The organism is Amycolatopsis sp. NPDC054798, assembly GCF_053611505.1.
Map to the genome: position 1 here is coordinate 1 of NZ_JBSHAM010000105.1, position 24,779 is coordinate 24,779.

General features: G+C 70.3%; 22 protein-coding genes and 1 rRNA gene. 19 read left to right on the forward strand and 4 right to left on the reverse strand.

The window, feature by feature from the left end; translation table 11 throughout:
- Nucleotides 1-53: 53 nt before the first annotated feature.
- The 3 genes from ACWGIC_RS38380 to ACWGIC_RS38390 all read right to left on the reverse strand — a co-directional run bounded on the left by ACWGIC_RS38380 (nucleotide 54) and on the right by ACWGIC_RS38390 (nucleotide 2,400).
- Complete coding sequence (locus ACWGIC_RS38380) at nucleotides 54-1,052, reverse strand: 1-aminocyclopropane-1-carboxylate deaminase (protein WP_452080859.1); 999 nt, start codon at nucleotides 1,050-1,052, stop codon at nucleotides 54-56.
- Complete coding sequence (locus ACWGIC_RS38385; protein ID WP_452080860.1) at nucleotides 1,049-1,696, reverse strand: GntR family transcriptional regulator; 648 nt, start codon at nucleotides 1,694-1,696, stop codon at nucleotides 1,049-1,051. Before ACWGIC_RS38385 ends, ACWGIC_RS38380 begins: the two co-directional genes overlap by 4 nt.
- A 344-nt stretch (nucleotides 1,697-2,040) precedes the next feature.
- Nucleotides 2,041-2,400, reverse strand: coding sequence for a DUF1844 domain-containing protein (locus ACWGIC_RS38390; protein WP_452080861.1), 360 nt, complete (start codon nucleotides 2,398-2,400; stop codon nucleotides 2,041-2,043).
- 282 nt (nucleotides 2,401-2,682) lie between these two features.
- Here ACWGIC_RS38390 and infC point away from each other — a divergent pair, with 282 nt between their 5' ends.
- The 6 genes from infC (at nucleotide 2,683) to pheT (ending at nucleotide 9,747) form a co-directional block, all read left to right on the forward strand.
- Entirely contained in the window at nucleotides 2,683-3,237 is a 555-nt protein-coding gene (gene infC, locus ACWGIC_RS38395; protein ID WP_078561145.1) for a translation initiation factor IF-3, read from the forward strand.
- Between the two features lie 80 nt (nucleotides 3,238-3,317).
- A complete protein-coding gene (gene rpmI / locus ACWGIC_RS38400) occupies nucleotides 3,318-3,512 on the forward strand; it encodes a 50S ribosomal protein L35 (RefSeq protein ID WP_452080862.1) in 195 nt (64 codons plus the stop codon).
- Nucleotides 3,513-3,576: 64 nt separating this feature from the next.
- The gene (gene rplT / locus ACWGIC_RS38405; protein WP_009079612.1) at nucleotides 3,577-3,954 is read left to right on the forward strand and encodes a 50S ribosomal protein L20; all 378 of its coding nucleotides are present in this window, start codon (nucleotides 3,577-3,579) and stop codon (nucleotides 3,952-3,954) included.
- An 8-nt stretch (nucleotides 3,955-3,962) separates the two neighbouring features.
- Nucleotides 3,963-4,751: a TrmH family RNA methyltransferase gene (locus ACWGIC_RS38410; RefSeq protein WP_452080875.1), complete on the forward strand. Its 789-nt coding sequence runs from the start codon at nucleotides 3,963-3,965 to the stop codon at nucleotides 4,749-4,751.
- A 1,370-nt stretch (nucleotides 4,752-6,121) separates the two neighbouring features.
- Nucleotides 6,122-7,177, forward strand: coding sequence for a phenylalanine--tRNA ligase subunit alpha (gene pheS / locus ACWGIC_RS38415; RefSeq protein ID WP_009079609.1), 1,056 nt, complete (start codon nucleotides 6,122-6,124; stop codon nucleotides 7,175-7,177).
- Nucleotides 7,177-9,747 (forward strand): phenylalanine--tRNA ligase subunit beta, encoded by a 2,571-nt coding sequence (gene pheT / locus ACWGIC_RS38420; RefSeq protein WP_452080863.1) that lies wholly within the window; start codon nucleotides 7,177-7,179, stop codon nucleotides 9,745-9,747. The genes pheS and pheT overlap by 1 nt, the downstream gene beginning before the upstream one ends.
- 105 nt (nucleotides 9,748-9,852) lie before the next feature.
- Here pheT and ACWGIC_RS38425 read toward each other — a convergent pair whose 3' ends face one another.
- Complete coding sequence (locus ACWGIC_RS38425; RefSeq protein ID WP_452080864.1) at nucleotides 9,853-10,542, reverse strand: DNA alkylation repair protein; 690 nt, start codon at nucleotides 10,540-10,542, stop codon at nucleotides 9,853-9,855.
- 130 nt (nucleotides 10,543-10,672) lie between these two features.
- On the opposite strand from ACWGIC_RS38425, the gene ACWGIC_RS38430 reads away from it, so the two are divergent.
- The 13 genes from ACWGIC_RS38430 to ACWGIC_RS38490 form a co-directional block, all read left to right on the forward strand.
- Nucleotides 10,673-12,274: an alpha/beta hydrolase gene (locus ACWGIC_RS38430; protein WP_452080865.1), complete on the forward strand. Its 1,602-nt coding sequence runs from the start codon at nucleotides 10,673-10,675 to the stop codon at nucleotides 12,272-12,274.
- A 194-nt stretch (nucleotides 12,275-12,468) separates the two neighbouring features.
- Nucleotides 12,469-12,945, forward strand: coding sequence for a helix-turn-helix domain containing protein (locus ACWGIC_RS38435; protein ID WP_451997277.1), 477 nt, complete (start codon nucleotides 12,469-12,471; stop codon nucleotides 12,943-12,945).
- 1,225 nt (nucleotides 12,946-14,170) lie between these two features.
- Nucleotides 14,171-15,199, forward strand: a complete 1,029-nt coding sequence (gene argC / locus ACWGIC_RS38440) for an N-acetyl-gamma-glutamyl-phosphate reductase (RefSeq protein WP_452080866.1) — start codon at nucleotides 14,171-14,173, stop codon at nucleotides 15,197-15,199.
- Nucleotides 15,196-16,356 carry a bifunctional glutamate N-acetyltransferase/amino-acid acetyltransferase ArgJ gene (argJ, locus tag ACWGIC_RS38445; protein WP_452080867.1) on the forward strand — a complete coding sequence of 387 codons (1,161 nt, stop codon included), beginning with the start codon at nucleotides 15,196-15,198 and terminating at the stop codon, nucleotides 16,354-16,356. The genes argC and argJ overlap by 4 nt, the downstream gene beginning before the upstream one ends.
- Complete coding sequence (gene argB, locus ACWGIC_RS38450) at nucleotides 16,353-17,291, forward strand: acetylglutamate kinase (protein WP_452080868.1); 939 nt, start codon at nucleotides 16,353-16,355, stop codon at nucleotides 17,289-17,291. Before argJ ends, argB begins: the two co-directional genes overlap by 4 nt.
- A complete protein-coding gene (locus ACWGIC_RS38455; protein WP_452080869.1) occupies nucleotides 17,288-18,493 on the forward strand; it encodes an acetylornithine transaminase in 1,206 nt (401 codons plus the stop codon). The genes argB and ACWGIC_RS38455 overlap by 4 nt, the downstream gene beginning before the upstream one ends.
- Nucleotides 18,493-19,419: an ornithine carbamoyltransferase gene (argF, locus tag ACWGIC_RS38460; RefSeq protein WP_452080870.1), complete on the forward strand. Its 927-nt coding sequence runs from the start codon at nucleotides 18,493-18,495 to the stop codon at nucleotides 19,417-19,419. The genes ACWGIC_RS38455 and argF overlap by 1 nt, the downstream gene beginning before the upstream one ends.
- Nucleotides 19,416-19,916 (forward strand): arginine repressor, encoded by a 501-nt coding sequence (locus ACWGIC_RS38465; protein ID WP_116204179.1) that lies wholly within the window; start codon nucleotides 19,416-19,418, stop codon nucleotides 19,914-19,916. Before argF ends, ACWGIC_RS38465 begins: the two co-directional genes overlap by 4 nt.
- On the forward strand, nucleotides 19,913-20,896 hold the full coding sequence (locus tag ACWGIC_RS38470; protein ID WP_452080871.1) for an argininosuccinate synthase domain-containing protein: 984 nt from the start codon (nucleotides 19,913-19,915) through the stop codon (nucleotides 20,894-20,896). The genes ACWGIC_RS38465 and ACWGIC_RS38470 overlap by 4 nt, the downstream gene beginning before the upstream one ends.
- Before the next feature lie 24 nt (nucleotides 20,897-20,920).
- A complete protein-coding gene (argH, locus tag ACWGIC_RS38475; protein ID WP_452080872.1) occupies nucleotides 20,921-22,336 on the forward strand; it encodes an argininosuccinate lyase in 1,416 nt (471 codons plus the stop codon).
- 50 nt (nucleotides 22,337-22,386) lie between these two features.
- Nucleotides 22,387-23,016 (forward strand): DNA-3-methyladenine glycosylase, encoded by a 630-nt coding sequence (locus tag ACWGIC_RS38480; RefSeq protein ID WP_452080873.1) that lies wholly within the window; start codon nucleotides 22,387-22,389, stop codon nucleotides 23,014-23,016.
- A gap of 32 nt (nucleotides 23,017-23,048) precedes the next feature.
- Nucleotides 23,049-24,323, forward strand: a complete 1,275-nt coding sequence (tyrS, locus tag ACWGIC_RS38485) for a tyrosine--tRNA ligase (RefSeq protein ID WP_452080874.1) — start codon at nucleotides 23,049-23,051, stop codon at nucleotides 24,321-24,323.
- Nucleotides 24,324-24,686: 363 nt separating this feature from the next.
- Nucleotides 24,687-24,779: ribosomal RNA gene (locus ACWGIC_RS38490) — 16S ribosomal RNA — on the forward strand; the annotation flags it as partial.

Sequence of the window (24,779 nt, forward strand, 5' to 3'; positions counted from 1 at the left end):
GTTATCCTTTCGTTAATATTTTACCATAATGTTCCCCTTCACGGACAGCCAGGTCAGCCGAGCACGCTCGTGTACGCGTTGATCGCGGGCTGCCCGCCGAGATGCACGTACAGCACATTCGCATCCTTCGCGATTTCGCCGGTGCGCACGAGATCGATCAGCCCGGCCATCGACTTCCCCTCGTACACCGGATCCGTGATCATGCCCTCCAGCCGCGCGGCAGTCCGGATCGCGTCGAGCGTCCGATCGTCCGGAATGCCGTAGACCCCAGCGTGATAACGCTCGTCGAGGATCACGTCCTCGGTGAGTCCGACGTCGATGAGTTCCGCAGTGCTTTTCGCGATCCGGCCGATCTGCTCGCGCGTCTCGCCGGGCTTCGCCGACGCGTCGATCCCCAGGATCCGCCGCGGCTTCCCGCTCGCCGCCGCTCCGGCCATCATCCCCGCCTGCGTGCTGCCGGTCACCGAGCAAACCACGACGGTGTCGAAGAAAACGCCGAGTTCGCGTTCCTGCTCCTCCAGCTCCAGCACCCAGTTCGCGAAACCGAGCCCGCCGAGGCGATGATCCGAGGCCCCGGCCGGGATCGCGTACGGCGTGCCGCCGTTCGCCTCGACCTCCGCCAGCGCCCGCTCCCAGCTTTCCTTGAAGCCGATGCCGAACCCGGCCTCGACGAGCCGGACGTCCGCGCCGAGGATCCGCGACAGCTGGATGTTGCCGACCTTGTCGTGCAGCGGATCGGCCCACTCGACCCAGCTTTCCTGCACCAGCACGGCTTTCATCCCGGCCCGCGCCGCCGCGGCCGCGACCTGCCGCGTGTGGTTCGACTGCACGCCGCCGATCGAGACGAGCGTGTCCGCGCCCTCGGCGAGCGCGTCGGCGACGAGGTACTCCAGTTTGCGCGTCTTGTTGCCGCCGTAGGCGAGGCCGGAGTTGAGGTCCTCGCGCTTGGCCCAGACGGCCGCGCCGCCGAGGTGTTCGCTGAGCCGGTCCAGCCGGTGCACCGGCGAAGGCCCGACGAGCAACGGGAAACGGGGGAAATCAGCCAGGCTCACGCGTCCTCCAGAAGTGCTTCGAGGTCGGTCCAAATCGTGGAAGTGAGCTGCGCGGCGGCCGCCTCGTCGCGGGCTTCGAACGCGGCGATCAGCTCTTCGTGCCGGGCGACCGAGCGATGCGCGGGCAGCGAGCTGAACCGGGCGTATTCGAGACGGCGCAGCAATGGCGTGTACCGGTCGAGCGTCGCCGCGACCGCCCGGTTGCCGCACGCGGCCACCGGAATGTCGTGCAGTTCGTCGTCCGCCTCGATCGCCTTCCCGACGTCCCCTCCGGCAACGGCCGCGCGGAACCGCTCGTTGGCTTCGCGCATTTCCGCGATCTGCCGCTCGTCGAGCCGGGGGAGCGCTTCGCGCACGGCCAGCTCGTGCAGCGCGCGGACGAGCCGGACCGCGTCGCGGACGTCGTCGGCGACGAACTCGGCGACCCTCGTGTAGCTCTGCGGCTTCGAGACGACCAGCCGGTCCTCGGCCAGCCGCAGCAGCGCCTGCCGGACCGGGGCGCGGGAAAGCCCGAGCTGCCCGGCGAGGTCGGCGTCGCGCAGGGGAGTGCCCGGCGGGAGGCTGCCGTCGATGATGGCGTGCCGGATGCGCTCGTACGCCTCGTCGCGCAGCAGCGGCCGGGAGACCTTGGGGAGTGCACTCACATCTAACATGTTAGATGTGAGCGGGTGGCGGAGGCAATGGCCCGGAGCGGCGAGGCCCCGCTGCTGAGTGCGTGGGTGCTGGGCAGTGCTGCGTCAGAGGCGGCGCGGTCGGCCGTGTCGTGCGGCTCTGCTTCGGGCGGCATGCGCGCCGGGAGCGTTGCGGGACGGTGGCTGCGGGATGGTCGCGCTCCGCGTGAAAGAGGGTGCGTCGCTTGGGTGCTGGCGCTTCCGCGGATCCAGCTGCTCTGGGTCCCCGGAACGGCATCGCTGCCCGGAACGGCGAAGACCCGCCTGGCGATGCCGCGAGGCGGGTCTTCGGACGACTTCGGAAAGAGCTTCCCGGCTCAGTAGACCGGTCCGGTGTACTTCTCGCCCGGCCCCTGGCCCGGCGGGTCCGGCACGACCGACGCCTCGCGGAACGCCTTCTGCAGCGACTGCAGGCCGTCGCGCAACGGCCCGGCGTGCAGGCCGAGGTACTCGGCGGAGGCGGTCACGAGCCCGGCGAGCGCGGTGATGAGGCGGCGCGCCTCGTCGAGGTCGCGGTGCGGCGAGTTCTCCGGGTCGGCGTCGGCGAGGCCGAGGCGTTCGGCTCCCGCGGACAGCAGCATCACCGCGGCGCGGCTGATGACCTCGACGCTGGGGATCTCCTCGAGCCCGCGGTCGTCGGGGGAATACGGGGGCGGTGACGAAGGTTGTTCAGGCACGTCTGGTACCCTTCCATGTGCGACCAGCTCCCGAGCGATCGGGGGCGGCAAGTGGAGCCCCGCTCCCACCCGTCTCACCGCTTCAGGTGTCCGGGTCCGGTCTCGCCGAAGCAGTGCGTGCCGTCCGGCACTGTACCTGCGGAGGCGAAGCGTTCGGCCCTCTGGCCGGGCGCGATCGGAGACAGAGCGGGCCCCGTGCACCGGCAGCAGCCGGAGGCGGGGCCTGAGTCATGTGGGCACCAGGTCGAAACGAGAAAACATCACTCGGACCAAGGAGGCCCCATCAGCTCCGAGACACGCATCAACGACCGCATCCGGGTGCCGGAAGTCCGGCTCGTCGGCCCTAACGGCGAGCAGGTCGGCATCGTCCGGATCGAGGATGCGCTGCGGCTCGCCCAGGAGGCGGACCTCGACCTCGTCGAGGTGGCCCCGCAGGCCCGCCCGCCCGTGGCCAAGCTCATGGACTTCGGCAAGTTCAAGTACGAGAGCGCGCAGAAAGCCCGCGACTCCCGGCGCAACCAGCATCTGACCGTCATCAAGGAACAGAAGCTGCGGCCGAAGATCGACCAGCACGACTACGAGACCAAGAAGGGTCACGTGTCGCGGTTCCTGGCGGCGGGCAACAAGGTCAAGGTCACGATCATGTTCCGCGGTCGCGAGCAGTCCCGGCCGGAGCTCGGTTTCCGGCTCCTGCAGAAGCTCGCCGACGACGTCACCGAGCTCGGCTTCGTGGAATCGTCGCCGAAGCAGGACGGACGCAACATGATCATGGTGCTGGCCCCGCACAAGAACGTGAAGCCGAAGGCCGCCAAGGCCGAACCGGCTCCCGAGGCGTAGCGCGCCACGGCGCCGACCAGCACAGTCAGCGGCACACCGGGTTCTCCGGTGTGCCGCCGCACGGAAGAGGACGAACAACCATGCCGAAGATGAAGACGCACAAGGGCACGTCGAAGCGGGTCCGCATCACCGGTTCGGGCAAGCTGCGTCGCCAGAAGGCCGGCCGCCGCCACCTGATGGAGAAGAAGTCCAACCGCCTCACCCGCCGTCTCGAGGGCACCACCGAGGTCGCCCAGAACGACGTCGGCCGCGTGAAGCGCCTGCTCGGCCGCTGAGGCCCGCACACTTTCCCGACCACCCCGGGGTCCTCGCACCCCCCGAATTCGACAGGATGGACCAGTGGCACGCGTCAAGCGGGCGGTCAACGCCCAGAAGAAGCGTCGCGCGACTCTCGAACTGGCCAGCGGTTACCGCGGCCAGCGTTCGCGGCTGTACCGCAAGGCCAAGGAGCAGACGCTCCACTCGCTCAACTACGCCTACCGCGACCGCCGCGCGCGCAAGGGTGACTTCCGCCAGCTGTGGATCACCCGCATCAACGCGGCCGCTCGCGCCAACGGCGTCACCTACAACCGGTTCATCCAGGGCCTGAAGGCCGCCGGTGTCGAGGTGGACCGCAAGATCCTCGCGGACCTCGCGGTCAACGACGCGGCCGCCTTCACCGCGCTCGCCGAGCTCGCCAAGGCGAACGTCACGACCGGCGAAGCGAAGTCGGCCTGACCGGCAGCATTTTCCGGCCCGGGGCGGATCCGTTCACCGAACGGACCCCCCGGGTCGTTGCTGCGCGCAAGCTGACCCGGCGCGCGGAACGAGAAAAAACCGGCCGTTTCCTGGCCGAAGGGGTCAACGCGGTCACGTCGGCGCTTTCCCACGGGACGGTGCACGAGCTGTTCGTCACCGAACGCGCCGCCGCCGCGCACCCGTCTTTGGTGGCGGCCGCCTCCCGCGTGTCGCCGATCACCGAACGCGCGGCCGCGAGCCTGTCGGAAACCGTGACGCCGCAAGGAATCATCGCGGTCTGCTCGCTGGTCGACCGTCCACTGGAGACGGTCCTGGCCTCGGCCCGGCTGGTAGTGGTCCTGGTGGACGTCGCCGAACCCGGCAACGCGGGCACGGTGATCCGCGTAGCCGACGCCGCCGGTGCCGACGCGGTAATCCTCGCCGGAGACACTGTCGACCCGCACAACGGGAAAAGCGTCCGCGCCGCAGCGGGATCGACGTTCCACGTCCCGCTCGCCCGCGCCCGCGACATCCCGTCGGTCCTGACCGCGCTCCGTTCGGCCGGTCTCCGGACACTGGCCGCGCACGGTTACGCCTCGACCTCGCTGGAGACCGTCCACTTCGGAGACCCGGTGGCGTGGATCTTCGGCAACGAAGCCCACGGCCTTCCTTCGGAGGTCCTCGACGCGGTCGACGAAGCTGTTCGGATCCCGTTGTACGGCAAGGCGGAGAGTCTCAATCTCGCGACCGCCGCCGCAGTCTGCGTCTATACGGCGGCGATGGCCGCACGGCGTTGACTGTGCTGTCTCCTCCGGCGCGGGCACGTCGAGGATCGCTTGCCACTACGCGGCTGACGACGCCATGCCCTCGCACACGGTCCGCGCGACTCCCGCTGTTGCGCGTATTCCTCGTCATGGAAGACGACCTTCTCTGCCAAGTGACGCGCGCCGTCCGCCTTTGACTCGCCGAGGGCTGCGTATTCCTCTGCAAGCCGCCTGTGGCCACTCAAGGGAATTCACCACGCGTCGGCTGGCCGCGCCAGCTGCGCCCGGCGAACGTCGCGACTGGCTTACTTGCCCGGATCGCACCGCTGATCGTTTCGGCGCTCGTCGGTCGCTCACAACGGGTGATGCCGCCATAGGTCTGTTCGTTAGGTATGCGCTGATAGCGCTCCCTCCCGGTCAACTGGCCAGCTCGGCTGCGCGCCGGGTGCCGTCGGGGCTGGTTCGCTTGCCTGGCATGCGCGATCGCGTGCGCCGTATTCCGGCAGGCACGTGGTGCCCCTTCGCCCGGCGTGGCCACCGCGCTTTGGTGCGTGTGCGTATCCGGCGAGTGCGCGCTGCCTGTTCACTCGGCATGCGCCACTGCGGGTTCCTGCGTGCGCGTCGTCCCGGCGAGTGCGTGCTGCCTCTTCGGCTGGCATGAGCCTTGCGCATTCCTGCGTCCGCAGCGTCCCCGGTGGGTACGTGCTGCCTGTTCGCTCGACGTGCTCCGCGGGATTCTGCGTGCGCGGCATCCCAGCGAGTGCGTGCTGCCCTTTCGCCCGGCATGAACCTTCCTCATTCCTGCGTCTGCGACGTCCCGGCGGGTACGTGCTGCCTGTTCACTTGACGTGCGTCACTGCGGGTTCGTGCGCGCGGCATCCCGGTGAGTGCGTGCTGTCTCTTCGCCCGGCATGAGCCCTTGCGCATTCCTGCGCGCGGCAGAGCACGCGGTCCTCGAACGGCACCCAGCCGAGCCCCTCGCAAGCGACCTGGCCGAGTTTTGCCGCCGCGCCCGATCGCATCGCCATCTACCTTCGGCCGCCAGCCCGACCAAAGCCGCGCAACGTGGCCCTCGATCCCGCGGCGCTCTGACCGCATCACCGCGAGACTCCGCCCGGCCGGTCGTTTCCCGCTGTCCCGAAGCCCGCTCTTTCGCCGCCCGGGCAAGGGTCCGCGGCGCACCGGTCGAGGGACGCTCCTCACCTGATTCGCTGACCTCCGTTCGGGTCCGCGGCGACGGTCGGTCGTGATCACGGGGCGGATCCGGCGCGGCCGCTCCGGAAGCGGAGGGTGAGCGGCCGGGCCCGGCGCCCGATCCCCTAGACTGAGCTGCCCGATGTGCACGTGCGGCGGCATGCCCGCGTGTCGCCGACAACACCCGTCCCAGCGGACGCCGAGGAGTCATGTCCGGAGCCACAGAACAGCCGGTCGACGTGCTCGCACCGGAGACCCTGCGCGCGGCGATCAAGGCGGCCGAGGACGCCTTCGCCGGCGCGGCCGACCTGGACGCGCTCGCCGCAGTCAAACCGGCCCATCTCGGTGACCAGTCGCCGGTGCTGCTCGCGCGCCGGGAGATCGCCGCGCTGCCGAAGCAGGAGAAGGCCGACGCCGGCAAGCGCGTCAACGAGGCCCGCCAGGCGGTGCAGTCCGCGTTCGACGCGCGGCGCGCGGCGTTGCAGGCCGAGCGCGACGAGCGCGTGCTCCGCGAGGAGGCCGTCGACGTCACCCTGCCGTGGGACCAGGTCCCGCGCGGCGCCCGGCACCCGATCAGCACGCTGTCCGAGCGCATCGCCGACGTTTTCGTCGCGATGGGCTACGAGGTCGCCGAAGGGCCGGAGCTCGAGGCGGAGTGGTTCAACTTCGACGCGCTGAACTTCGGCAAGGACCACCCGGCGCGCCAGCTGCAGGACACGTTCTACGTCGGGGAGGAAGGCTCCGGCCTGGTGCTGCGCACGCACACCTCGCCGGTGCAGGCCCGCAGCCTGCTGCACCGCGACCTGCCGGTGTACGTCGTGTGCCCGGGCCGCACCTACCGCACCGACGAACTCGACTCCACGCACACGCCGGTGTTCACCCAGGTCGAAGGCCTCGCCGTCGACAAGGGCCTCACCATGGCGCATCTCAAGGGCACGCTCGACGCGTTCGCCCGCGCGATGTTCGGCGAGAGCTCCAAGACGCGGCTGCGCCCGCACTTCTTCCCGTTCACCGAGCCGTCGGCGGAGGTCGACGTCTGGTTCGAGGAGAAGAAGGGCGGCCCCGGCTGGGTCGAATGGGGCGGCTGCGGCATGGTCAACCCGAACGTGCTGCGTGCCTGCGGCGTCGACCCGGAGGTCTACTCCGGCTTCGCGTTCGGCATGGGCATCGAGCGGACCCTGCAGTTCCGCAACGGCATCCCGGACATGCGCGACATGGTCGAAGGCGACGTCCGGTTCACCCTTCCCTTCGGAACGGAGGCGTAGTGCGAGTTCCGGTGAGCTGGCTGACCGAGCATCTCGAAGTGGATGCCGAGGTCACGCCGCAGGACCTGGCCGACGCCTTCGTGCGGATCGGGATCGAGGTCGACGAGCTGAGCGAGCTCGGCCCGGTGACCGGCCCGCTCGTGGTCGGCCGCGTCGCGGAGATCGAGGAGCTGACCGGCTTCAAGAAGCCGGTGCGGTACTGCCGCGTCGAGGTCGGCGAGGAACCCGACCCGGAGCCCGACGACGCGGAACTGTCCGAAGAGGACGAAGACGAGGACGACGGCCCGCTCGAGAACGAGGGCCCGCACGGCATCAAGACGCGCGGCATCGTCTGCGGCGCGAGCAACTTCGCCGAGGGCGACCTCGTCGTGGTCGCGCTGCCGGGCGTGGTCCTGCCGGGCGATTTCGAGATCGCCGCGCGCAAGACCTACGGCAAGGTCAGCGACGGCATGATCTGCTCAGCGGCCGAACTCGGCCTCGGCGACGACCACAGCGGCATCCTCGTGCTCCCGCCGGGCACGGCGAGCCCGGGCGACGACGCGAAGGACCTGCTCGGCCTCGACGACACGGTCATCGAGGTCACGCCGACCCCGGACCGCGGCTACGCGCTGTCGATCCGCGGCCTGGCCCGCGAGCTGTCGAACGCGCTCGACGTGCCGTTCGGCGACCCGGCGATGCTCGACAACTTCCCGGAGGCCGAGGGCGAAGCGTGGCCGGTGCGGGTCGAGGACCCCGAAGGCTGCCCGCGGTTCGTGCTGCGCCGCGTCACCGGTCTCGACGCGACCGCGCCGACGCCGTGGCGCATCCGCCGCCGGCTGATGCTGGCTGGCATCCGGTCCATTTCGCTCGCGGTCGACGTCACCAACTACGTGATGCTCGAACTCGGCCACCCGCTGCACGCGTTCGCCACCGGCTCCATCCAGGGCGAATTGGTGGTCCGGCGCGCGAAGGCGGGGGAGAAGCTCACCACGCTCGACGACGTGGAACGCACCCTCGACGCGGACGACATCGTGATCGCCGACGACAGCGGGGTCATCTCGCTGGCCGGCACGATGGGCGGCGCCAGCACGGAGATCACGCCGGAGAGCACCGACGTGCTGCTCGAGGCGGCGCACTGGAACCCGGCGTCGATCAGCCGCACCGCGCGCCGGCACAAGCTGTTCTCCGAGGCGGCGAAACGCTTCGAGCGCTACACCGACCCGGCGCTGTGCGCCGCCGCGGTGGAACTCGCCGCGCGGCTGCTGCGCCAGTACGGCGAGGGCGCGATCCGCCCGGGCCGCACCGACGTCGGCGGCGTCGCTCCGCACGCCCCGGTCACCATGCCGATCAACCTGCCCGACCAGGTCGCCGGCGTGCGCTACGAACGCGGCGTCACGGTGCGGCGGCTCGGCCAGATCGGCTGCAAGGTCCAGCTCAGCACGAGCGACCAGGGCGTCGGCCTGGTCACCGCGACCCCGCCGAGCTGGCGCGGCGACCTCGTGCAGCCCGCCGACCTCGTGGAGGAGGTCCTGCGGCTCGAGGGCTACGACAGCATCCCGTCGGTCCTGCCCGCCGCGCCCGCGGGCCGCGGCCTCACCGACGTGCAGCGCCGCCGCCGCGCGGTGTCCGGCGCGCTCGCCGAGGCGGGCTACGTCGAGGTGCGCCCGTTCCCGTTCATCGGCGACGCGGCGTGGGACGCCTTCGGCCTGCCCGAGGACGACATCCGCCGCACCACGGTGCGCGTGCAGAACCCGCTCGAAGCCGACCACGACCGGATGGCGACCACCCTTCTGCCGGGCCTGCTGGAGACGTTGCAGCGCAACGTTTCCCGCGGCCTGAAGGACGTGTCGCTGTTCCACGTCGGCCAGGTCGTGCTGCCGAAGCCGAACCAGCTCAAGGTCCCGGATCTCGGCGTCGAGCACCGCCCGAGCGACGAGGACCTCGCCGTGCTGGAGGCAGCCGTGCCCGCGCAGCCGGTGCACGTCGCCGTCGTCCTCAGCGGCCAGCGCCCGCGCGCCGGCTGGTGGGGCAAGGGCGACCAGGCCGGCTGGGCCGACGCCGTGCAGGCCGCGCGCCTCGTGGCGGAGGCCGCCGGCGTGCAGCTCACCGTGCAGGCCGCGGATCTCCTGCCGTGGCACCCGGGCCGCTGCGCCCAGCTGCGCGTGGGCGACTGGCCGGTCGGCCACGCGGGCGAACTGCACCCGAAGGTCGTCGAAGCCCTCGGCCTGCCGCCGCGCACGGTCGCCATGGAACTCGACCTGGACGCGATCCCGCTGCCCGACTCCCGTCCGGCTCCCAGCATCTCGGCCTACCCGCCGGTGCTGCTGGACGTCGCCCTGGTCGCCGGCACGGACGTCCCGTCCGCCGACCTCGCCGACGTGCTCCGCGAAGGCGCCGGCGAACTGCTCGAGGAGATCACCCTCTTCGACGTCTACACCGGCGAGCAACTCGGCGAAGGCAAGCGTTCCCTGGCGTACAAGCTCCGCTTCCGCGCCGCGGACCGAACCCTGACCGTCGACGAGGCCACCAAGGCCCGCGACGCCGCGGTCGCCGCCGCCGGCGAGCGCTTCGGAGCGACGCTCCGCGCCTGATCCGACGCTGTCCCCGCCCCGCGCTCCGGCCACCGGCCGGTCAGCCGGGGCGGGGGAGCGCTGGTGTCATGGCACCCTCCTTTCTTTTCCTGTCAACGGTTCGCTTCAGCCGAGGTGCTTCATCGCCTCCCGGACGGACAGCGGGGACAGCCCCGGGTGCGCCCGGACGAACGCGCGGACCCACTCCGGCTCGACGCGGGCGTGATCCCGCAGCGCCCAGCCGATTCCCTTGCGCAGAAAGAAATCCCGGTCGCCGAGGTTCGCCTCGATCGCGTCGGCGAGCAGCTTCTGGTCCACCTCGTCCTTCGCGCTGACCTGGCAGATCACCGCTGTCCGCCGGCGCCAGCGATCAGCGTCTGTCATCCAGCGCCGCAGAACCGGCGTGACCGCCGCCCGATGCTCGCGCAGGATCGGCCCGACGCGGCGGATCGCGACCTCGTCGACGTAGTCCCACCACGCCCCGGTGACGATCAGCTCGTCGTACATCTCCAGCAATTCCGGGTCCTGCCACCGCCGATAGGCGCGATGCCCGGAAAGATCGATCGCCGCGTACCGCTCCTCGCGGTACTCCGCCTCCCGCCACAACGCGAGCACGGTCTCGGCGAACGTCACTCGATCGGGCAGAACATGCTCGGCGAGAACGGTCTTCATAAGCTTGCCGCGCGGCGGTTTCGGCACTCCGCGAAACGGCATCGCCGACTTCATGTACGCCTGCATTTCCGGTGCTTTGACCGGGTCGGCCAGCTCGGCAAGCCCGGTGCGCACCGCCGCGATCAACGCTTCGCCCGCATCCACCGTGGGCCACCTCCGTCGTCTCGGATCCCGACGATCGGGGGACAGCGCGGCTCGTGTCGGGAAACGAGATTCTGCCGCGCAGCCGGTAGCTTCGACGAGCCCGGGTTGCTGTCGGACGCAAAGGACCACCGTGAGGAAAATCGTCACCGCACTGGCCGCCGCCGCTGTCGCGGCCGGAACGCTGGCTGTCGCACCTGCCGCCACCGCGGGGCAACCCGAGGGGCCGGGCTATGCGCCCCCGCCGATCAAGTGGGGACCGTGTTCCGCGCCGAGTCTCGCGAAGGCCGGTGCCGGATGCGGATTCCTGGCGGTCCCGATGGACTACGCGCGGCCGTCGGGCCAGACGGTGCAGATCGCTGTCTCCCGGGTGAAGCACAAGACCGCGAAGTACCAGGGCGTCATGCTGGTGAATCCGGGCGGGCCCGGAGGTTCCGGCCTCGGTCTTTCGGTGCTCGGCCGGAACGTGCCCAAGCACGCGGGGGACAGCTACGACTGGATCGGCTTCGATCCTCGCGGCGTCGGCTCGAGCAAACCGGCTCTCACGTGCGACGGAGACTATTTCGCTTACGCCCGGCCGGCTTACGTGCCGAAGACGCCGCAGCTGGAGAGCACCTGGCGTGCCCGCACGAAGGGCTACGCCGAGTCCTGCGCGAAAAACGGCCCGCTGCTCCAGCACATCAAGACCACTGATGTCGCGCAGGACATGGAAAGCCTCCGCACGGCGCTGGGCGAGAAGCAGATCAACTACTACGGCTTCTCCTACGGCACCTACCTCGGGCAGGTGTACAGCACGCTGCACCCGGACCGGATGCGCCGGATGGTGCTCGACGGGAACGTCGACCCGCGCAAGGTCTGGTACGACGCCAACCTGGACCAGGACGTCGCCTTCGACCGCAACATCAAGATCTACTTCGACTGGCTCGCGAAGTACGACAACGTCTACCACCTCGGCAAGACCGGCTCGGCGGTCGAGCAGCTCTGGTACGCGCAGCAGCGGAAGCTCGACCGGGACCCGGCGGGCGGGGTGATCGGCGGCGACGAGTGGCTCGACGTCTTCCTGCAGGCCGGCTACTACGTGTTCGGCTGGGAAGACATCGCCAAGGCGTTCGACGGCTGGGTGCACCGCGGCGACTGGCAGACGCTGAAAGCGTTGTACGACAAGTCGAACGCGCCCGGAGACGACAACGGTTACGCGGTCTACAGCGCGGTGCAGTGCACCGACGCGCAGTGGTCGCAGGACTGGGACCGCTGGAGCCGCGACGCCTGGGCCACGCACACCCGCGCGCCTTTCGAGACCTGGAGCAACACCTGGTACAACACGACCTGCCTGAACTGGCCCGCGAAGCCGGGCAAGCCGGTTGACATCGACGGGTCGAAGGCGAACGGCGCGCTGCTGATCAGCGAGGAACTCGACGCGGCCACGCCGTACTCGGGCAGCCTCGAAGTGCGCAAGCGCTACCCGCGTTCGAGCCTCGTCAGCGCGCCCGGCGGGACGACGCACGCCGGATCGCTGTCCGGAGTTTCGTGCGTGGACGACCGGGTCGCTGACTATCTCGCCACCGGTGCCTTGCCGAAGCGGGTGCGAGACGATCGCTCCGACGTGCAGTGCGCTGCGGTGCCGCAGCCGGTTCCGTCTCCGGTCGCCTCCGGCGCGCAGCAGAAAGCCGACGTCCAGGCGAAGGCCGCGGCGGAGGAGAAGCACAGCCTTCTTGCCGGTTTGCTGCGTTTCTGAGCTGATCTTCGTGGTGCCCCGGTCTGGTCCGCCAGGCCGGGGCACTGTTCTTTTCCGCTGGTCCACCGATCCCCCTCGGTCGTTTTCGTGGTCGCCGGGGACGCTACGGCGGGGGTCCGACAATTTCGGAACGCAGTCACCCGATCGCGTTAAGTGATCGAAAATTGTCGGGGGTCGCGGATACCTTCGCGGCCATGACGATCATTCAGGAGCACCGGACCGAGGTCCGGTCAGGAGATGTCCAGTACCAGGTCGCCGTCGTCACCCGCAGCGAGGACGGCGAGCCCGAGCGGGTCACCGTCACGGTCGGCGGAGAACGACCGGACGGCGAACCCGTCGTCGAAGGCAGACTCGAACTCGACGTGACGTCCGTGGCGACCGTCGCGGAACTGCTCGACACGAGCCTGCGCACCTTCGCGGGCGGCGGCTCGCGGCGAAGATCGCGCGGACGCCCGGCGCAGCAGGGCAGGCCGTGGACCGACGAGATGGACGCGGACCTGGAGGCCCGCTGGCTCGCCGGGGATTCGGTGACCGAGCTGGCGCGGCATTTCGCGCGGACCCCGGGCGGGATCCGGGCGCGTTTGCCCAGGGTCGGCTGCGATCCGGAGCATCCGGGCAATCATCTGCCGACACCGCCGAGTCTTCGCGAAGCGGAGGAGGGAGTGGACTGACGCGTGCCCGCCGGGTTCGCGTCCCGAGGCGGGCCCGGCGTGGCGTTGCCTGTGCGCCGGAGTGGAGGTGGGGACGCCGGACGGGTGGCCTGTGCGCTGGGCGCGGATTGCTTGGCGGAGCGGAAAGGTGGGCAGAGCCGGGAGGTTGGGTGGAACTGGAAGGTTGGGCGGTCGGACGACCCGCGTGGCGGGACATCCGCGGGACAGAACGGCTTGCGGGCCGGACGGACTGCGTGGCCGGACAGTCTGCGTGACTGAACTGCACGCGTGGCCGGATGGTCCGGAGAAGCCGGGTGGCCTGGTGGCCGGACGGCCTTGGATGACTGGACGGTCCGGGCGTCTGAGCGGGCCGAGTGGGCCGGGCGGAGGCCGCTCGGGTGGAGGCAGCTCGGACGGCGGAACGACCTGAGGAACGGGCAACCGGGCTTGGGCCGGTCCCGGTGGCCGACCGACCCGTGCGGCTGGCTGACTCGTGCGGCCGACCGGCCGGTGCGGCCGACCGGCCGCTGCTGCCGAAATGTTGGTGGTGCCGAGGTTTCCGTGCTGCCGATCAGCCAATCCTGCCGACTGGCCAGCGTTGCCGAGCGGCCAGCGTCGGCGACCGGCCAGTGCTGCCAAGGTGCCTGTGCTGCCCCCCCAGCCAATGCTTCCGCTGCCCGAGCGACCAGTGTTGCCCGAGCGACTAGCGCTGCCAAGGTGGCCGTGCTGCCCGCCAGCCGATGCTCCCGCCCAGTCAGCGCTGCCAGAACGGCAACTGCCGTTGAAGCGCTCGTGCTGCCAACCGGCGGGTGCCGCACAAGCGCCTGTTAGCCGAGCGACGTGTTCGTCCAAAGCGCCCGTGCTGTCGAACGGCCAGCGCTGCCGAAGCGCCGGTGCGGCCGACCAGTCGGTGCCGACGAAATCTCCGCGTGGCTGCGCGATTCGGTGGTGGTTGCACGCCGCGTCGGGGAGTCGCTGCCTGCGTCCGGACAGTTCGCCGTCGAGCCAACGCCTGCGCTGCTCGCCAGCGGCACGGGAGCAAGGTGCTGCTTCATCGGCACAGGGAGGGGGAGCCCCGCCGCAGCGAACAACGCCACCGGACTGGGCGATCAGGTTGCCCCAGCCTGCGTCGGCACCGAAAACCGCCTGAAAAACGTACGGAAACCACGGAAGTCCCGGGGAGGGGACGGTCAGGGTGAGCAAACCCTCTTTGTTTGAGCTTGCACGCTCGTGCATAATCATTCGTATGACGGTGAAGATCGCGGTGGCCGGCGCCAGCGGGTACGCGGGCGGCGAACTGCTGCGCCTGCTCCTGACCCATCCCGAGGTCGAGATCGGCGCGCTCACGGCGGCGAGCAGTGCGGGGACGGCGCTGGGCGCGCACCAGCCGCACCTTGTTCCGCTTGCCGGGCGGGTGCTGCTCGAGACGAACGCGGAGACGCTCGCGGGCCATGACGTCGTGTTCCTGGCGCTGCCGCACGGCCACTCGGCCGAGATCGCGGCGCAGCTCGGGCCGGAGGTGCTCGTGGTCGACCTCGGGGCCGACCACCGGCTCGCGGACGCGGCGGACTGGCGACGGTGGTACTCCGGCGAGCACGCGGGGCAATGGCCGTACGGAATGCCCGAACTGCCTGGTGCGCGCGAGAAGCTCGTGGGCGCCAAGCGGATCGCGGTTCCTGGCTGTTTCCCGACCGGCGGGTCGCTGGCGCTGGCGCCTGCGCTGGCGGCGGGGCTGATCGAGCCCGCGGTCACCGTCGTGTCGGTGACGGGGACGTCCGGTGCGGGCAAGAGCCTCCGGCCGAACCTGCTCGGGTCCGAGGTCATGGGCAACGCGAGCGCGTACGGCGTCGCTGGGGCGCATCGGCATACGCCGGAGTTCGTGCAGAACCTCTCCGCTGCGGCGGGCAAGCCGGTGACCGTTTCGTTCACTCCGGTGCTCGCGCCGATGCCGCGCGGCATTCTCACGACGGCGAGTGCTCAGCTCGTCGGCGACGTCGACGAAGCCGCGGCGCGCGCGGTGTACGAGAAGGCTTACGGCGCTGAGCCGTTCGTCCAGATCCTGCCCGAAGGAACCTGGCCGACGACCGCGGCCACGGTCGGCTCGAACAACGTCCAGCTCCAGCTCGGGATCGACGCCGACGCGGGCAGGCTCGTCGTCGTCACGTCGATCGACAATCTGACCAAGGGCACCGCGGGCGGTGCCGTCCAATCGATGAACCTGGCGCTCGGTTTCCCCGAGGCCACCGGACTTTCCACCGTGGGAGTGGCACCGTGACCGTCACCGGACCGAAGGGTTTCCGCGCCGCCGGCGTCGCCGCCGGGATCAAAGCCTCCGGAGCGCTCGACCTCACGCTGGTCGTCAACGACGGCCCGCTCGACGTCGCGGCGGGGGTGTTCACCCGCAACGTCATCAAGGCCGCGCCGGTGCTGTGGTCGCAGGAAGTGCTGAAGCAGCAGAAGCTGAAGGCCGTCGTGCTCAACTCCGGCGGCGCGAACGCGGCCACCGGGCCGGGCGGGTTCCAGGACACGCACGCCACGGCGGAGAAGGCCGCTGAAGTGCTCGGCACCGGGGCGATCGAGGTGGCGGTGTGTTCCACCGGGCTGATCGGCGAGCGGCTGCCGATGCCGGCGGTTCTGTCCGGTGTGGACAGTGCGGTCAAGGCGCTGGACGCGAGCCCGGAAGCGGCGCTCAACGCGGCCACCGGCGTGATGACCACCGACACGAAGCCGAAGCAGGCGTTCGCCCAGCACGAATCCGGATGGAGCGTCGGCGGGTTCGCCAAGGGCGCGGGGATGCTCGCGCCGAACCTGGCGACGATGCTCTCCGTACTGACCACGGATGCCGTGGCGGACAAGGAAACTCTCGACCGTGCGCTGCGCGCGGCCACGCATGTCACGTTCGATCGGCTGGACGTGGACGGAGGCACGTCGACCAACGACACCGTGCTCGTTCTCGCCTCGGGCGCGAGCGGCGTGGAGCCGACCGAAGCCGAATTGACCGAGCTGCTCACCAAGGTCAGCCACGATCTCGTACTGCAGTTGCGTGCGGACTCCGAGGGCGCGACGAAGGACGTCGACGTGACGGTCAAGGGCGCTGCGTCCGAGGCCGACGCGATTGTCGTGGGTCGGACGATCGCCGAGGACAACCTGGTCAAGACCGCGTTGTTCGGGTCCGATCCCAACTGGGGCCGGATCGCGATGGCACTGGGCCGCGCACCGGCGCGGATCGACCCGGAGACTGTGTCGATCGCTATCAACGGCGTTACGTTGTTCGCGAACGGCACGACAGCCGAGGACCGGTCGGCGGCAGACCTCTCCGGGCGGGCCATCGACGTTGTCGTGGATCTCGGGGTCGGCGCGGACGAGGCCACGATCTACACCACCGACCTCTCGCACGCGTATGTCGAAGAGAACAGCGCGTACTCGTCATGACAGATCTCGAAAGGCGGCTCGTCTCCGCCGACGAACGGCTCGCCAGCGCCGCCGAGAAGGCCGGGGTGCTGATCGAAGCGCTGCCGTGGCTGCAGCGGTTCAACGGCGCGACCGTCGTGGTCAAGTACGGCGGCAACGCCATGATCGACGACCAGCTGAAGGCCGCGTTCGCCGAGGACATGGTGTTCCTGCGGCTGGCCGGCCTGCACCCGGTGGTCGTGCACGGCGGCGGCCCGCAGATCAGCGCGATGCTGTCCCGGCTCGGCGTGCCGGGGGAGTTCAAGGGCGGGCTGCGCGTCACGACGCCGGAGACCATGGACATCGTGCGGATGGTGCTGGTCGGGCAGGTCAGCCGCGAGCTGGTCGGCCTGATCAACGCGCACGGCCCGTACGCGGTCGGCATCTCCGGCGAGGACGCGCGGCTGTTCACCGCCGAGCGCAAACAGGCCACAGTGGACGGTGAGCAGGTGGACATCGGCCTCGTCGGCGAGGTCGCCGAGGTCAACCCGGACGCGGTGCTGGACATCGTGAACGCCGGCCGCATCCCGGTCGTGTCCACCGTGGCCCCCGACATCGACGGCGTGGTGCACAACGTCAACGCCGACACCGCCGCGGGCGCGCTCGCCGCCGCGCTCGGCGCGGAGAAGCTCGTCGTGCTCACCGACGTCGAAGGCCTTTACGCCAACTGGCCGGACCGGTCGTCGCTGATCGACCGGATCCCCGTCGACCGTCTCGAGCGTATGCTGCCCGGCCTGGCCAGCGGCATGATCCCGAAGATGGAGGCGTGCGTGCGCGCGGTGCGCGGCGGCGTGCGCGGCGCCCACGTCATCGACGGCAGGCTCGCCCATTCGGTGCTGCTCGAGGTCTTCACCTCGCGCGGCATCGGGACCATGGTGCTGCCCGAGGCAGCGCCCTCCGGAACGGAGCAAGCGTGACTACCCTCAAGTCCAATGCGGACGGTCAGCAGCACTGGCAGTCGGCCGTCATGGACAACTACGGCACCCCCGGCCTGACGCTGGTGCGCGGCGAAGGCGTGCGAGTGTGGGACGCGGACGGCGCCGAGTACGTCGACCTGGTCGGCGGCATCGCGGTGAACGCGCTCGGCCACGCCCACCCCGAGGTGGTGCGCGCGGTCACCGAACAGATTTCGAAGCTGGGGCACACGTCGAATCTGTACGTGAACCCGGTCGCGGTCGAACTCGCCGAAACCCTTCTCGACGTCGCGGGCCTGAACGGGCAAGGCAAAGTCCTGTTCGTCAACTCCGGCGCGGAGGCCAACGAAGCCGCGCTGAAGATCACCCGCCTCACCGGCCGCACCAAGGTCGTCGCGGCGGAAGGCGCGTTCCACGGCCGCACGATGGGCGCGCTGTCGCTGACCGGGCAGCCGTCGAAGCGCCAGGCGTTCGAGCCGCTGGTCCCGGGCGTCACGCATGTTCCGTACGGTGACGTCGAGGCGTTGCGGGCCGCCGTGGACGGCGAGACCGCGGCTGTCTTTTTGGAGCCGGTGCTCGGCGAAGCCGGGGTGATCCCGGCCCCGGACGGCTACCTGCAGGCCGCGCGCGAGATCACCAAGGCCGCCGGTGCGCTGCTCGTGCTCGACGAGGTGCAGACCGGGATCGGCCGGCTCGGCACCTGGTTCGGCTTCCAGCAGGCCGGGATCGTGCCGGATGTCATCACGCTCGCGAAGGGACTCGGCGGCGGGCTTCCGCTCGGCGCGGTGATCGGCGTCGGAGCGGCGGGCGACCTGCTGAAGCCGGGCCAGCACGGCACCACCTTCGGCGGCAACCCGGTGTGCTGCGCGGCCGGGCTGGCCGTGCTGCGCACGATCGTCCGGGACGACCTGCTCGGCCACGTTTCGGCGCTCGGCAAGGACATCGCCGCCGGCGTCGAGGCGCTCGGCCACCCGCTCGTCTCCGGCGTCCGCGGCGCGGGGCTGCTGCTCGGCATCGGCCTGCGGGAACCGGTTTCCGCGGCCGTCGCGAAGGCCGCGCAGGACGCGGGCTACCTCGTCAACCCGGTCGCCCCGGACACCATCCGGCTCGCCCCGCCGCTCGTGCTCGCCGAGCAGCAGGCGCACGGCTTCCTCTCCGCCCTCCCTGGCGCGCTCGACTCCACCACCACGAAGGAATCCGACTGATGCCTCGCCACTTCCTCCGCGACGACGACGTCACCCCCGCCGAGCAGGCCGCCCTGCTCGACCTCGCCGACCAGTTGAAGGCCGACCCGCTCGGCACCAAGGCGCTCGCCGGCGCCACGGTGGCCGCGATCTTCGAGAAGAACTCCACCCGCACCCGGTTCTCGTTCGAGGTCGGCATCAGCCAGCTCGGCGGGCATCCGGTGATCGTCGACGGCCGTTCGATGCAGCTCGGCCGCGAGGAGACCATCGAGGACACCTCGCGCGTGCTGTCCCGCTACGTGGACGCCGTCGTGTGGCGCACCTTCGCGCAGAAGCGCATCGACTCGATGGCGTCGGTCGCGTCGATCCCGATCGTCAACGCGCTCACCGACGAGTTCCACCCGTGCCAGGTGCTCACGGACCTGATGACCATCCGCGAGCGCAAGGGCAAGCTCGCCGGGCTCACGCTCACCTACCTCGGCGACGGCGCCAACAACATGGCGCATTCGCTGCTGCTCGGCGGCACCACTGCCGGGATGAACGTGCGCGTCGTGTCGCCGGAGGGTTTCCAGCCCGACCAGCAGGTGATGCTGGACGCGAAGAAACGCGGCGGGGAAACCGGCGGCAGCGCGACCGTTTTCACCGACGCGCACGAGGCCGTCGAGGGTTCGGACGTGCTGGTCACCGACACCTGGACGTCGATGGGGCAGGAGAACGACGGCCTCGACCGGGTCGGCCCGTTCCGCGCACTGCAGATCAACGCCGAGCTGCTGAAGCGCGCCGCCGACGAGGCGATCGTGCTGCACTGCCTGCCCGCGCACCGCGGCTGGGAGATCACCGACGAGGTGCTCGACGGCCCGGCCAGCGCGGTCTGGGACGAGGCGGAGAACCGGCTGCACGCGCAGAAAGCCCTGCTGGTCTGGCTGTTCGGGCAGAACGGCCGATGACCAGCAGCCGGGTCGGGCGCCAGGCGCGGATCACCGAACTGGTGTCCACGATGGCCATCCGCAGCCAGACGGAGCTGGCGCGGCTGCTGGCGGCCGAGGGAATCGACGTCACGCAGGCGACGCTGTCGCGCGACCTCGACGAACTCGGCGCGGTCAAGCTGCGCGGCGCCGACTCGGGCGCGCCGGTCTACGTCATCCCCGAGGACGGCAGTCCGGTCCGCGGCGTGCAGGGCGGCACCTCGCGGCTGTCCCGGCTGCTCGCCGAACTGCTGGTGTCGGCGGATTCGTCGGGCAACCTCACCGTGCTGCGCACTCCGCCGGGCGCCGCGCAGTTCCTCGCGAGCGCAATCGACCGGGCCGCGCTGGAAGAGGTCGTCGGGTCCATCGCGGGCGACGACACGGTCGCGGTCATCGCGCGCGAACCGCTCACCGGACGCGACCTCGCCGAGCGGTTCACCGCGCTCGCGCAGGGTTCGGCGGAAGGGGACGAGCCGTGACCCGGCGGGTCGTGTTCGCCTGTCCGGGCGGGCACGGCTCCTCAGCCGCGCTGAATCTCCTCAAGGGACAAGGCGAAGTGGTCGCGGTCGCCGCGGATTTCGGTTCAGGCGACGTGGATCTGTGCGCGCTCCGGCGGCAGGCGGCGGCCGACGGGGCCGCTGAGATCGTGGTCGCGGATGTCCGCGAGGAGTTCGCGAACAGCTACTGTTTGCTTGCGCTGCAAGCGAATGCACTGATTCTCGACCGGCACCCGCTGGTCCTGGCCCGGCCGCTGCTGGCAAGCCAGCTCGTCGCGACCGCGAGGGAACGGAACGCCTCAGCCGTCGCGCACGGCGGCGGAGACGCGTTGTCGAGCATGATCGCGGTACTCGCGCCGGACCTTGAGATCGTCGAACTCGGCGTCCGAGGAAGGCAAGAGTTGTCTACGAGCCGGACTTTGTGGGGCCGGACCGCGAACGACGGCTACCGCTGGACCGAGGACGCAGTGGCGAACCTCGGCGCGCCGGACGAGGTGGTCGTCACCTTCGAAGAGGGTGTGCCGGTCGCGGTCGACGGCGAGACGGTCAGCGTCGCCGAAGCGGTGCAGCGGCTCGGACATCGGGCCGGGCCGCACGGGATCGGCCGGTTCGAGGCTTATGACGCACCGGGAGCGGCGGTGCTGGTCGCCGCGCATGAGGAACTGGAATCGGCCACCCTCGGCCGCGACCTGGCGAGGTTCAAACGCGGCGTCGACCGCCGCTGGGCCGAGCTGGTCCACGACGGGTTGTGGTTCTCGCCGCTGCGCGAGCCGCTGGACGCGTTCGTCCGGCGGGCGCAGGAGCGCGTGTCCGGCGAGGCGCGGCTGGTGCTGCACGCGGGCAGCGCGGCCGTCGCCGGCCTCCCCGGGAGGCGGCTTCGCCCGGTCGGACGGCGGGACCGCCGCGCGACCGGGCAGACTCCGCTGGGGAACACCCAGCATCCGAGCACCCAGGCGTCCTGAGACGCCGGACGAGAGAGGCAGAACGTGAGCGGGAAAGACCAGCCGGTGCAGCTGTGGGGCGGCCGGTTCGCCAGCGGACCGGCCGAGGCGATGGCGGCGCTGAGCGCCTCGACCCACTTCGACTGGCGCCTTGCGCCCTACGACATCGCCGGATCGCGCGCACACGCTCGCGTGCTGAGCAAAGCGGGTCTGCTCACCGAAGCGGAGCTGGCCGGGATGCTGGACGCGCTCGACACGCTGGCCCAGGACGTCGAGTCCGGCGCGTTCACGCCGACAGTCGCCGACGAGGACGTGCACACCGCCCTCGAACGCGGTCTGCTCGAACGCGCCGGGGCCGAACTGGGCGGCAAGCTGCGCGCCGGCCGTTCCCGCAACGACCAGGTCGCGACCCTGTTCCGGATGTGGCTGCGCGACGCCGCGCGCCGGGTGGTCGCGGGCACGCTCGACGTGATCGACGCCCTCGTCTCGCAGGCGTCCCGGCACCCGGACGCGATCCTGCCCGGCCGCACCCACCTGCAGCACGCGCAGCCGGTTCTCCTGGCGCACCACCTGATGGCCCACGGCCAGTCGCTGCTGCGCGACGTCTCCCGCCTGCGCGACTGGGACGCCCGCACCGCGGAGTCGCCGTACGGCTCGGGTGCGCTCGCCGGTTCGTCGCTCGGCCTCGACCCGGAAGCAGTCGCCGCCGAGCTGGGCTTCGACATCAGCGTGGAGAACTCGATCGACGGCACCGCCTCGCGCGATTTCGTCGCCGAGTTCGCGTTCGCCGTCGCCATGCTTTCGGTGAACCTGTCGCGGATCGCCGAAGAGGTGATCATCTGGAACACCGCCGAATTCGGCTACGTCACGCTGGACGACGCGTGGGCCACCGGCAGCTCGATCATGCCGCAGAAGAAGAACCCGGACGTCGCGGAGCTGACCCGCGGCAAGGCGGGCCGGCTGATCGGCAACCTCACCGGCCTGCTCGCCACGCTCAAGGCGCAGCCGCTCGCGTACAACCGCGACCTGCAGGAGGACAAGGAACCGGTCTTCGACTCCGTCGAACAGCTGGAACTGCTCTTCCCGGCGATCGCGGGAATGCTCGCCACCCTCACCTTCCACACCGACCGGCTCGCCGAACTGGCTCCCGCCGGGTTCACGCTGGCCACCGACATCGCCGAATGGCTGGTGCGCCAGGGCGTGCCGTTCCGGGTCGCGCACGAGGCGGCGGGGGAGAGCGTGCGGGTCGCGGAGGCGCGCGGCGCCGGGCTCGACGAGCTGACCGACGAGGAGTTCCAGGCCATCAACCCGGCGCTCACCCCGGCGGTGCGCGAAGTCCTCACAGTCGAAGGCTCGGTGCGTTCGCGCGACGCTCGCGGCGGCACCGCTCCGGACCGCGTTGCCGAGCAACGGGAACGCCTGGTCGAGCGCGTCGCGGCGCATCGGCAGTGGCTCAAATGATCTGTCGTCGGGCCGCTGGTTAGGCGGGCGGCCCGACGAGAGGAGCGAGTGTGGACCGGTTGTTCCGGCGCGAAGAACTGGCACTGGACCCGGTCGACCTGGCTCAGCTGCTGCTCGGCGCCGTCCTCGAGGCCGACGGGCCCGAAGGCCGGGTCGGGGTGCGGCTCGTGGAGGTCGAGGCCTACCGCGGGCTCGACGATCCCGCATCGCATTGCTACCGGGGGAAAACCCCGCGCAACGCGGTGATGTGGGGCCCGGCCGGGCACCTCTACGTGTACTTCGTCTACGGCATGCACTTCTGCGCGAACGTCGTCGGCACCGAGGACGGGCAGCCGGGCGCGGTGCTGCTGCGGGCGGGCGAGGTCGTCGAGGGAGCGGACATCGTGCGCAAGCGGCGGCCGAACGCGCGCGGCAACGGAGAACTCGCCAAGGGCCCGGCCATCCTCACCTCGGTCCTGGGCCTCGCCCGCGAGCAGAACGGCCTCGATCTCACCGACCCCGAATCGCCGGTGCGCTTGCTCGTCGGCGAGCGCGTGCCCGCGGACAACGTGCGCACCGGCCCGCGCGTCGGCGTCGCGATGGCGATGGACACCCCGTGGCGGTTCTGGGTCGACGGCTCACCAGCCGTCTCGACCTACCGCCGCGGCGGGAAACGCCGGCAGGTGCGACCCGCGGGTTAGTCGTTTGACCTGGTGGGGGATCATCTACAGGTGTGAGTGAGCACATCCTTGACGAGTTGTCCTGGCGCGGCCTGATCGCGCAATCCACCGACATCGACGCCCTGCGCCGAGAACTCGACCACGGCCCGCTCACGCTCTATTGCGGCTTCGACCCGACCGCGCCCAGCCTGCACGCCGGCAACCTCGTCCCGCTGCTGATGCTCAAGCGGTTCCAGCGCGCCGGGCACCGGCCGATCGTGCTGGCGGGCGGCGCGACCGGGATGATCGGCGACCCCCGCGACAACGGGGAACGCACGCTGAACACCCTGGACGTCGTCGCCGACTGGGCCGGGCGGATCCGAGGGCAGCTGGAGCGGTTCGTGGACTTCGACGATTCGCCGACCGGCGCGATCGTCGAGAACAACCTCGACTGGACCGGGAAGCAGAACACGCTGGAATTCCTCCGGGACGTCGGCAAGCACTTCTCGGTGAACGTGATGCTGAACCGGGAGACCGTCAAACGGCGGCTCGAGGGCGACGGCATGTCCTACACCGAGTTCAGCTACCTGCTGCTGCAGTCGCAGGACTACCTGGAGCTGTACCGCAAGCACGGCTGCAAGCTGCAGGTCGGCGGCTCCGACCAGTGGGGCAACCTCGTCGGCGGGGTCGACCTGATCCGCCGCGTCGAAAGCGGTACCGCGCACGCGCTGACCGCGCCGCTGGTCACCGACGCCGAGGGACGCAAGTTCGGCAAGTCCACCGGCGGCGGCAACGTGTGGCTCGATCCGGAGCTGACCTCGCCGTACGCCTGGTACCAGTACTTCGTGAACGTCGGCGACGCTGACGTGCTCCGCTACCTGCGCCTGTTCACCTTCCTCGGCCAGGAGGAGATCGAGGCGCTGGCGAAGGACACCGAAGAGCGTCCGCATCTGCGCGCCGCGCAGAAGCGGCTGGCCGAGGAGTTCACGAACCTGGTGCACGGCGAGGACCAGACGCGCCAGGTCATCGCGGCGAGCCAGGCGCTGTTCGGCCGCGGCGAACTGACCGAGCTGGACGCGCCGACGCTCGACGCGGCGATGGCCGAGGTCCCGAACGGCAAGGTTGAGCCGGCCGGCGACGCCACGATCGTCGACCTGCTGATCGCCGGGGGACTGGTGGACAGCAAGGGCGCGGCGCGGCGGACCGTGAAGGAGGGCGGCGCGTACGTGAACAACGTGAAGATCTCCGACGAGGAGTGGAAGCCAGCCTCTTCCGACGCGCTCCACGGCCGCTGGCTCGTCGTCCGCAAGGGCAAGCGCACGGTCGCCGGCGTCCGCGTCGGGGGCTGATCTCCGCCCTCGGCCCGAAACAGGGGCTCTGACCTGCGAGAACGCAGTTAAGGGACCCCCCTGTTTCGGGCCCTGGGAGGGCGTGTAAAGTTCTTCAAGTCGCCAGGGAAACCGGGTGGCCGCCGGGACACGAACCAAGCTCTCGCCTCTAGGGTGATTGAGTGGGTGTCCCACCAAAAACTGCTAGGAATGACCGCTTCGGTCAGGCTCGCCCTCACGGGGGTGTGCGTGATGCGGGGTGTGTTGCTTGAGAACTCAACAGTGTGCTAGTGAACTAAGCCAGTAGAGCTTAATATGAAACCCCCTCGTCGGGGTTTCCTTTGAGAAATGATTGAGAAGTAGTCTCGATCGAACTTTACAGCATTGTTGGAGAGTTTGATCCTGGCTCAGGACGAACGCTGGCGGCGTGCTTAACACATGCAAGTCGAACGCTGAACCGGTTTCGGCCGGGGATGA

Excerpts from the sequence above, each read along its gene's own strand:
- argF (WP_452080870.1), top strand. The coding sequence starts at position 18,493 with ATGCCTCGCCACTTCCTCCGCGACGACGACGTCACCCCCGCCGAGCAG.
- rpmI (WP_452080862.1), top strand. The coding sequence starts at position 3,318 with ATGCCGAAGATGAAGACGCACAAGGGCACGTCGAAGCGGGTCCGCATC.
- pheS (WP_009079609.1), top strand. The coding sequence starts at position 6,122 with ATGTCCGGAGCCACAGAACAGCCGGTCGACGTGCTCGCACCGGAGACC.
- argB (WP_452080868.1), top strand. The coding sequence starts at position 16,353 with ATGACAGATCTCGAAAGGCGGCTCGTCTCCGCCGACGAACGGCTCGCC.
- ACWGIC_RS38465 (WP_116204179.1), top strand. The coding sequence starts at position 19,416 with ATGACCAGCAGCCGGGTCGGGCGCCAGGCGCGGATCACCGAACTGGTG.
- ACWGIC_RS38435 (WP_451997277.1), top strand. The coding sequence starts at position 12,469 with ATGACGATCATTCAGGAGCACCGGACCGAGGTCCGGTCAGGAGATGTC.
- argC (WP_452080866.1), top strand. The coding sequence starts at position 14,171 with ATGACGGTGAAGATCGCGGTGGCCGGCGCCAGCGGGTACGCGGGCGGC.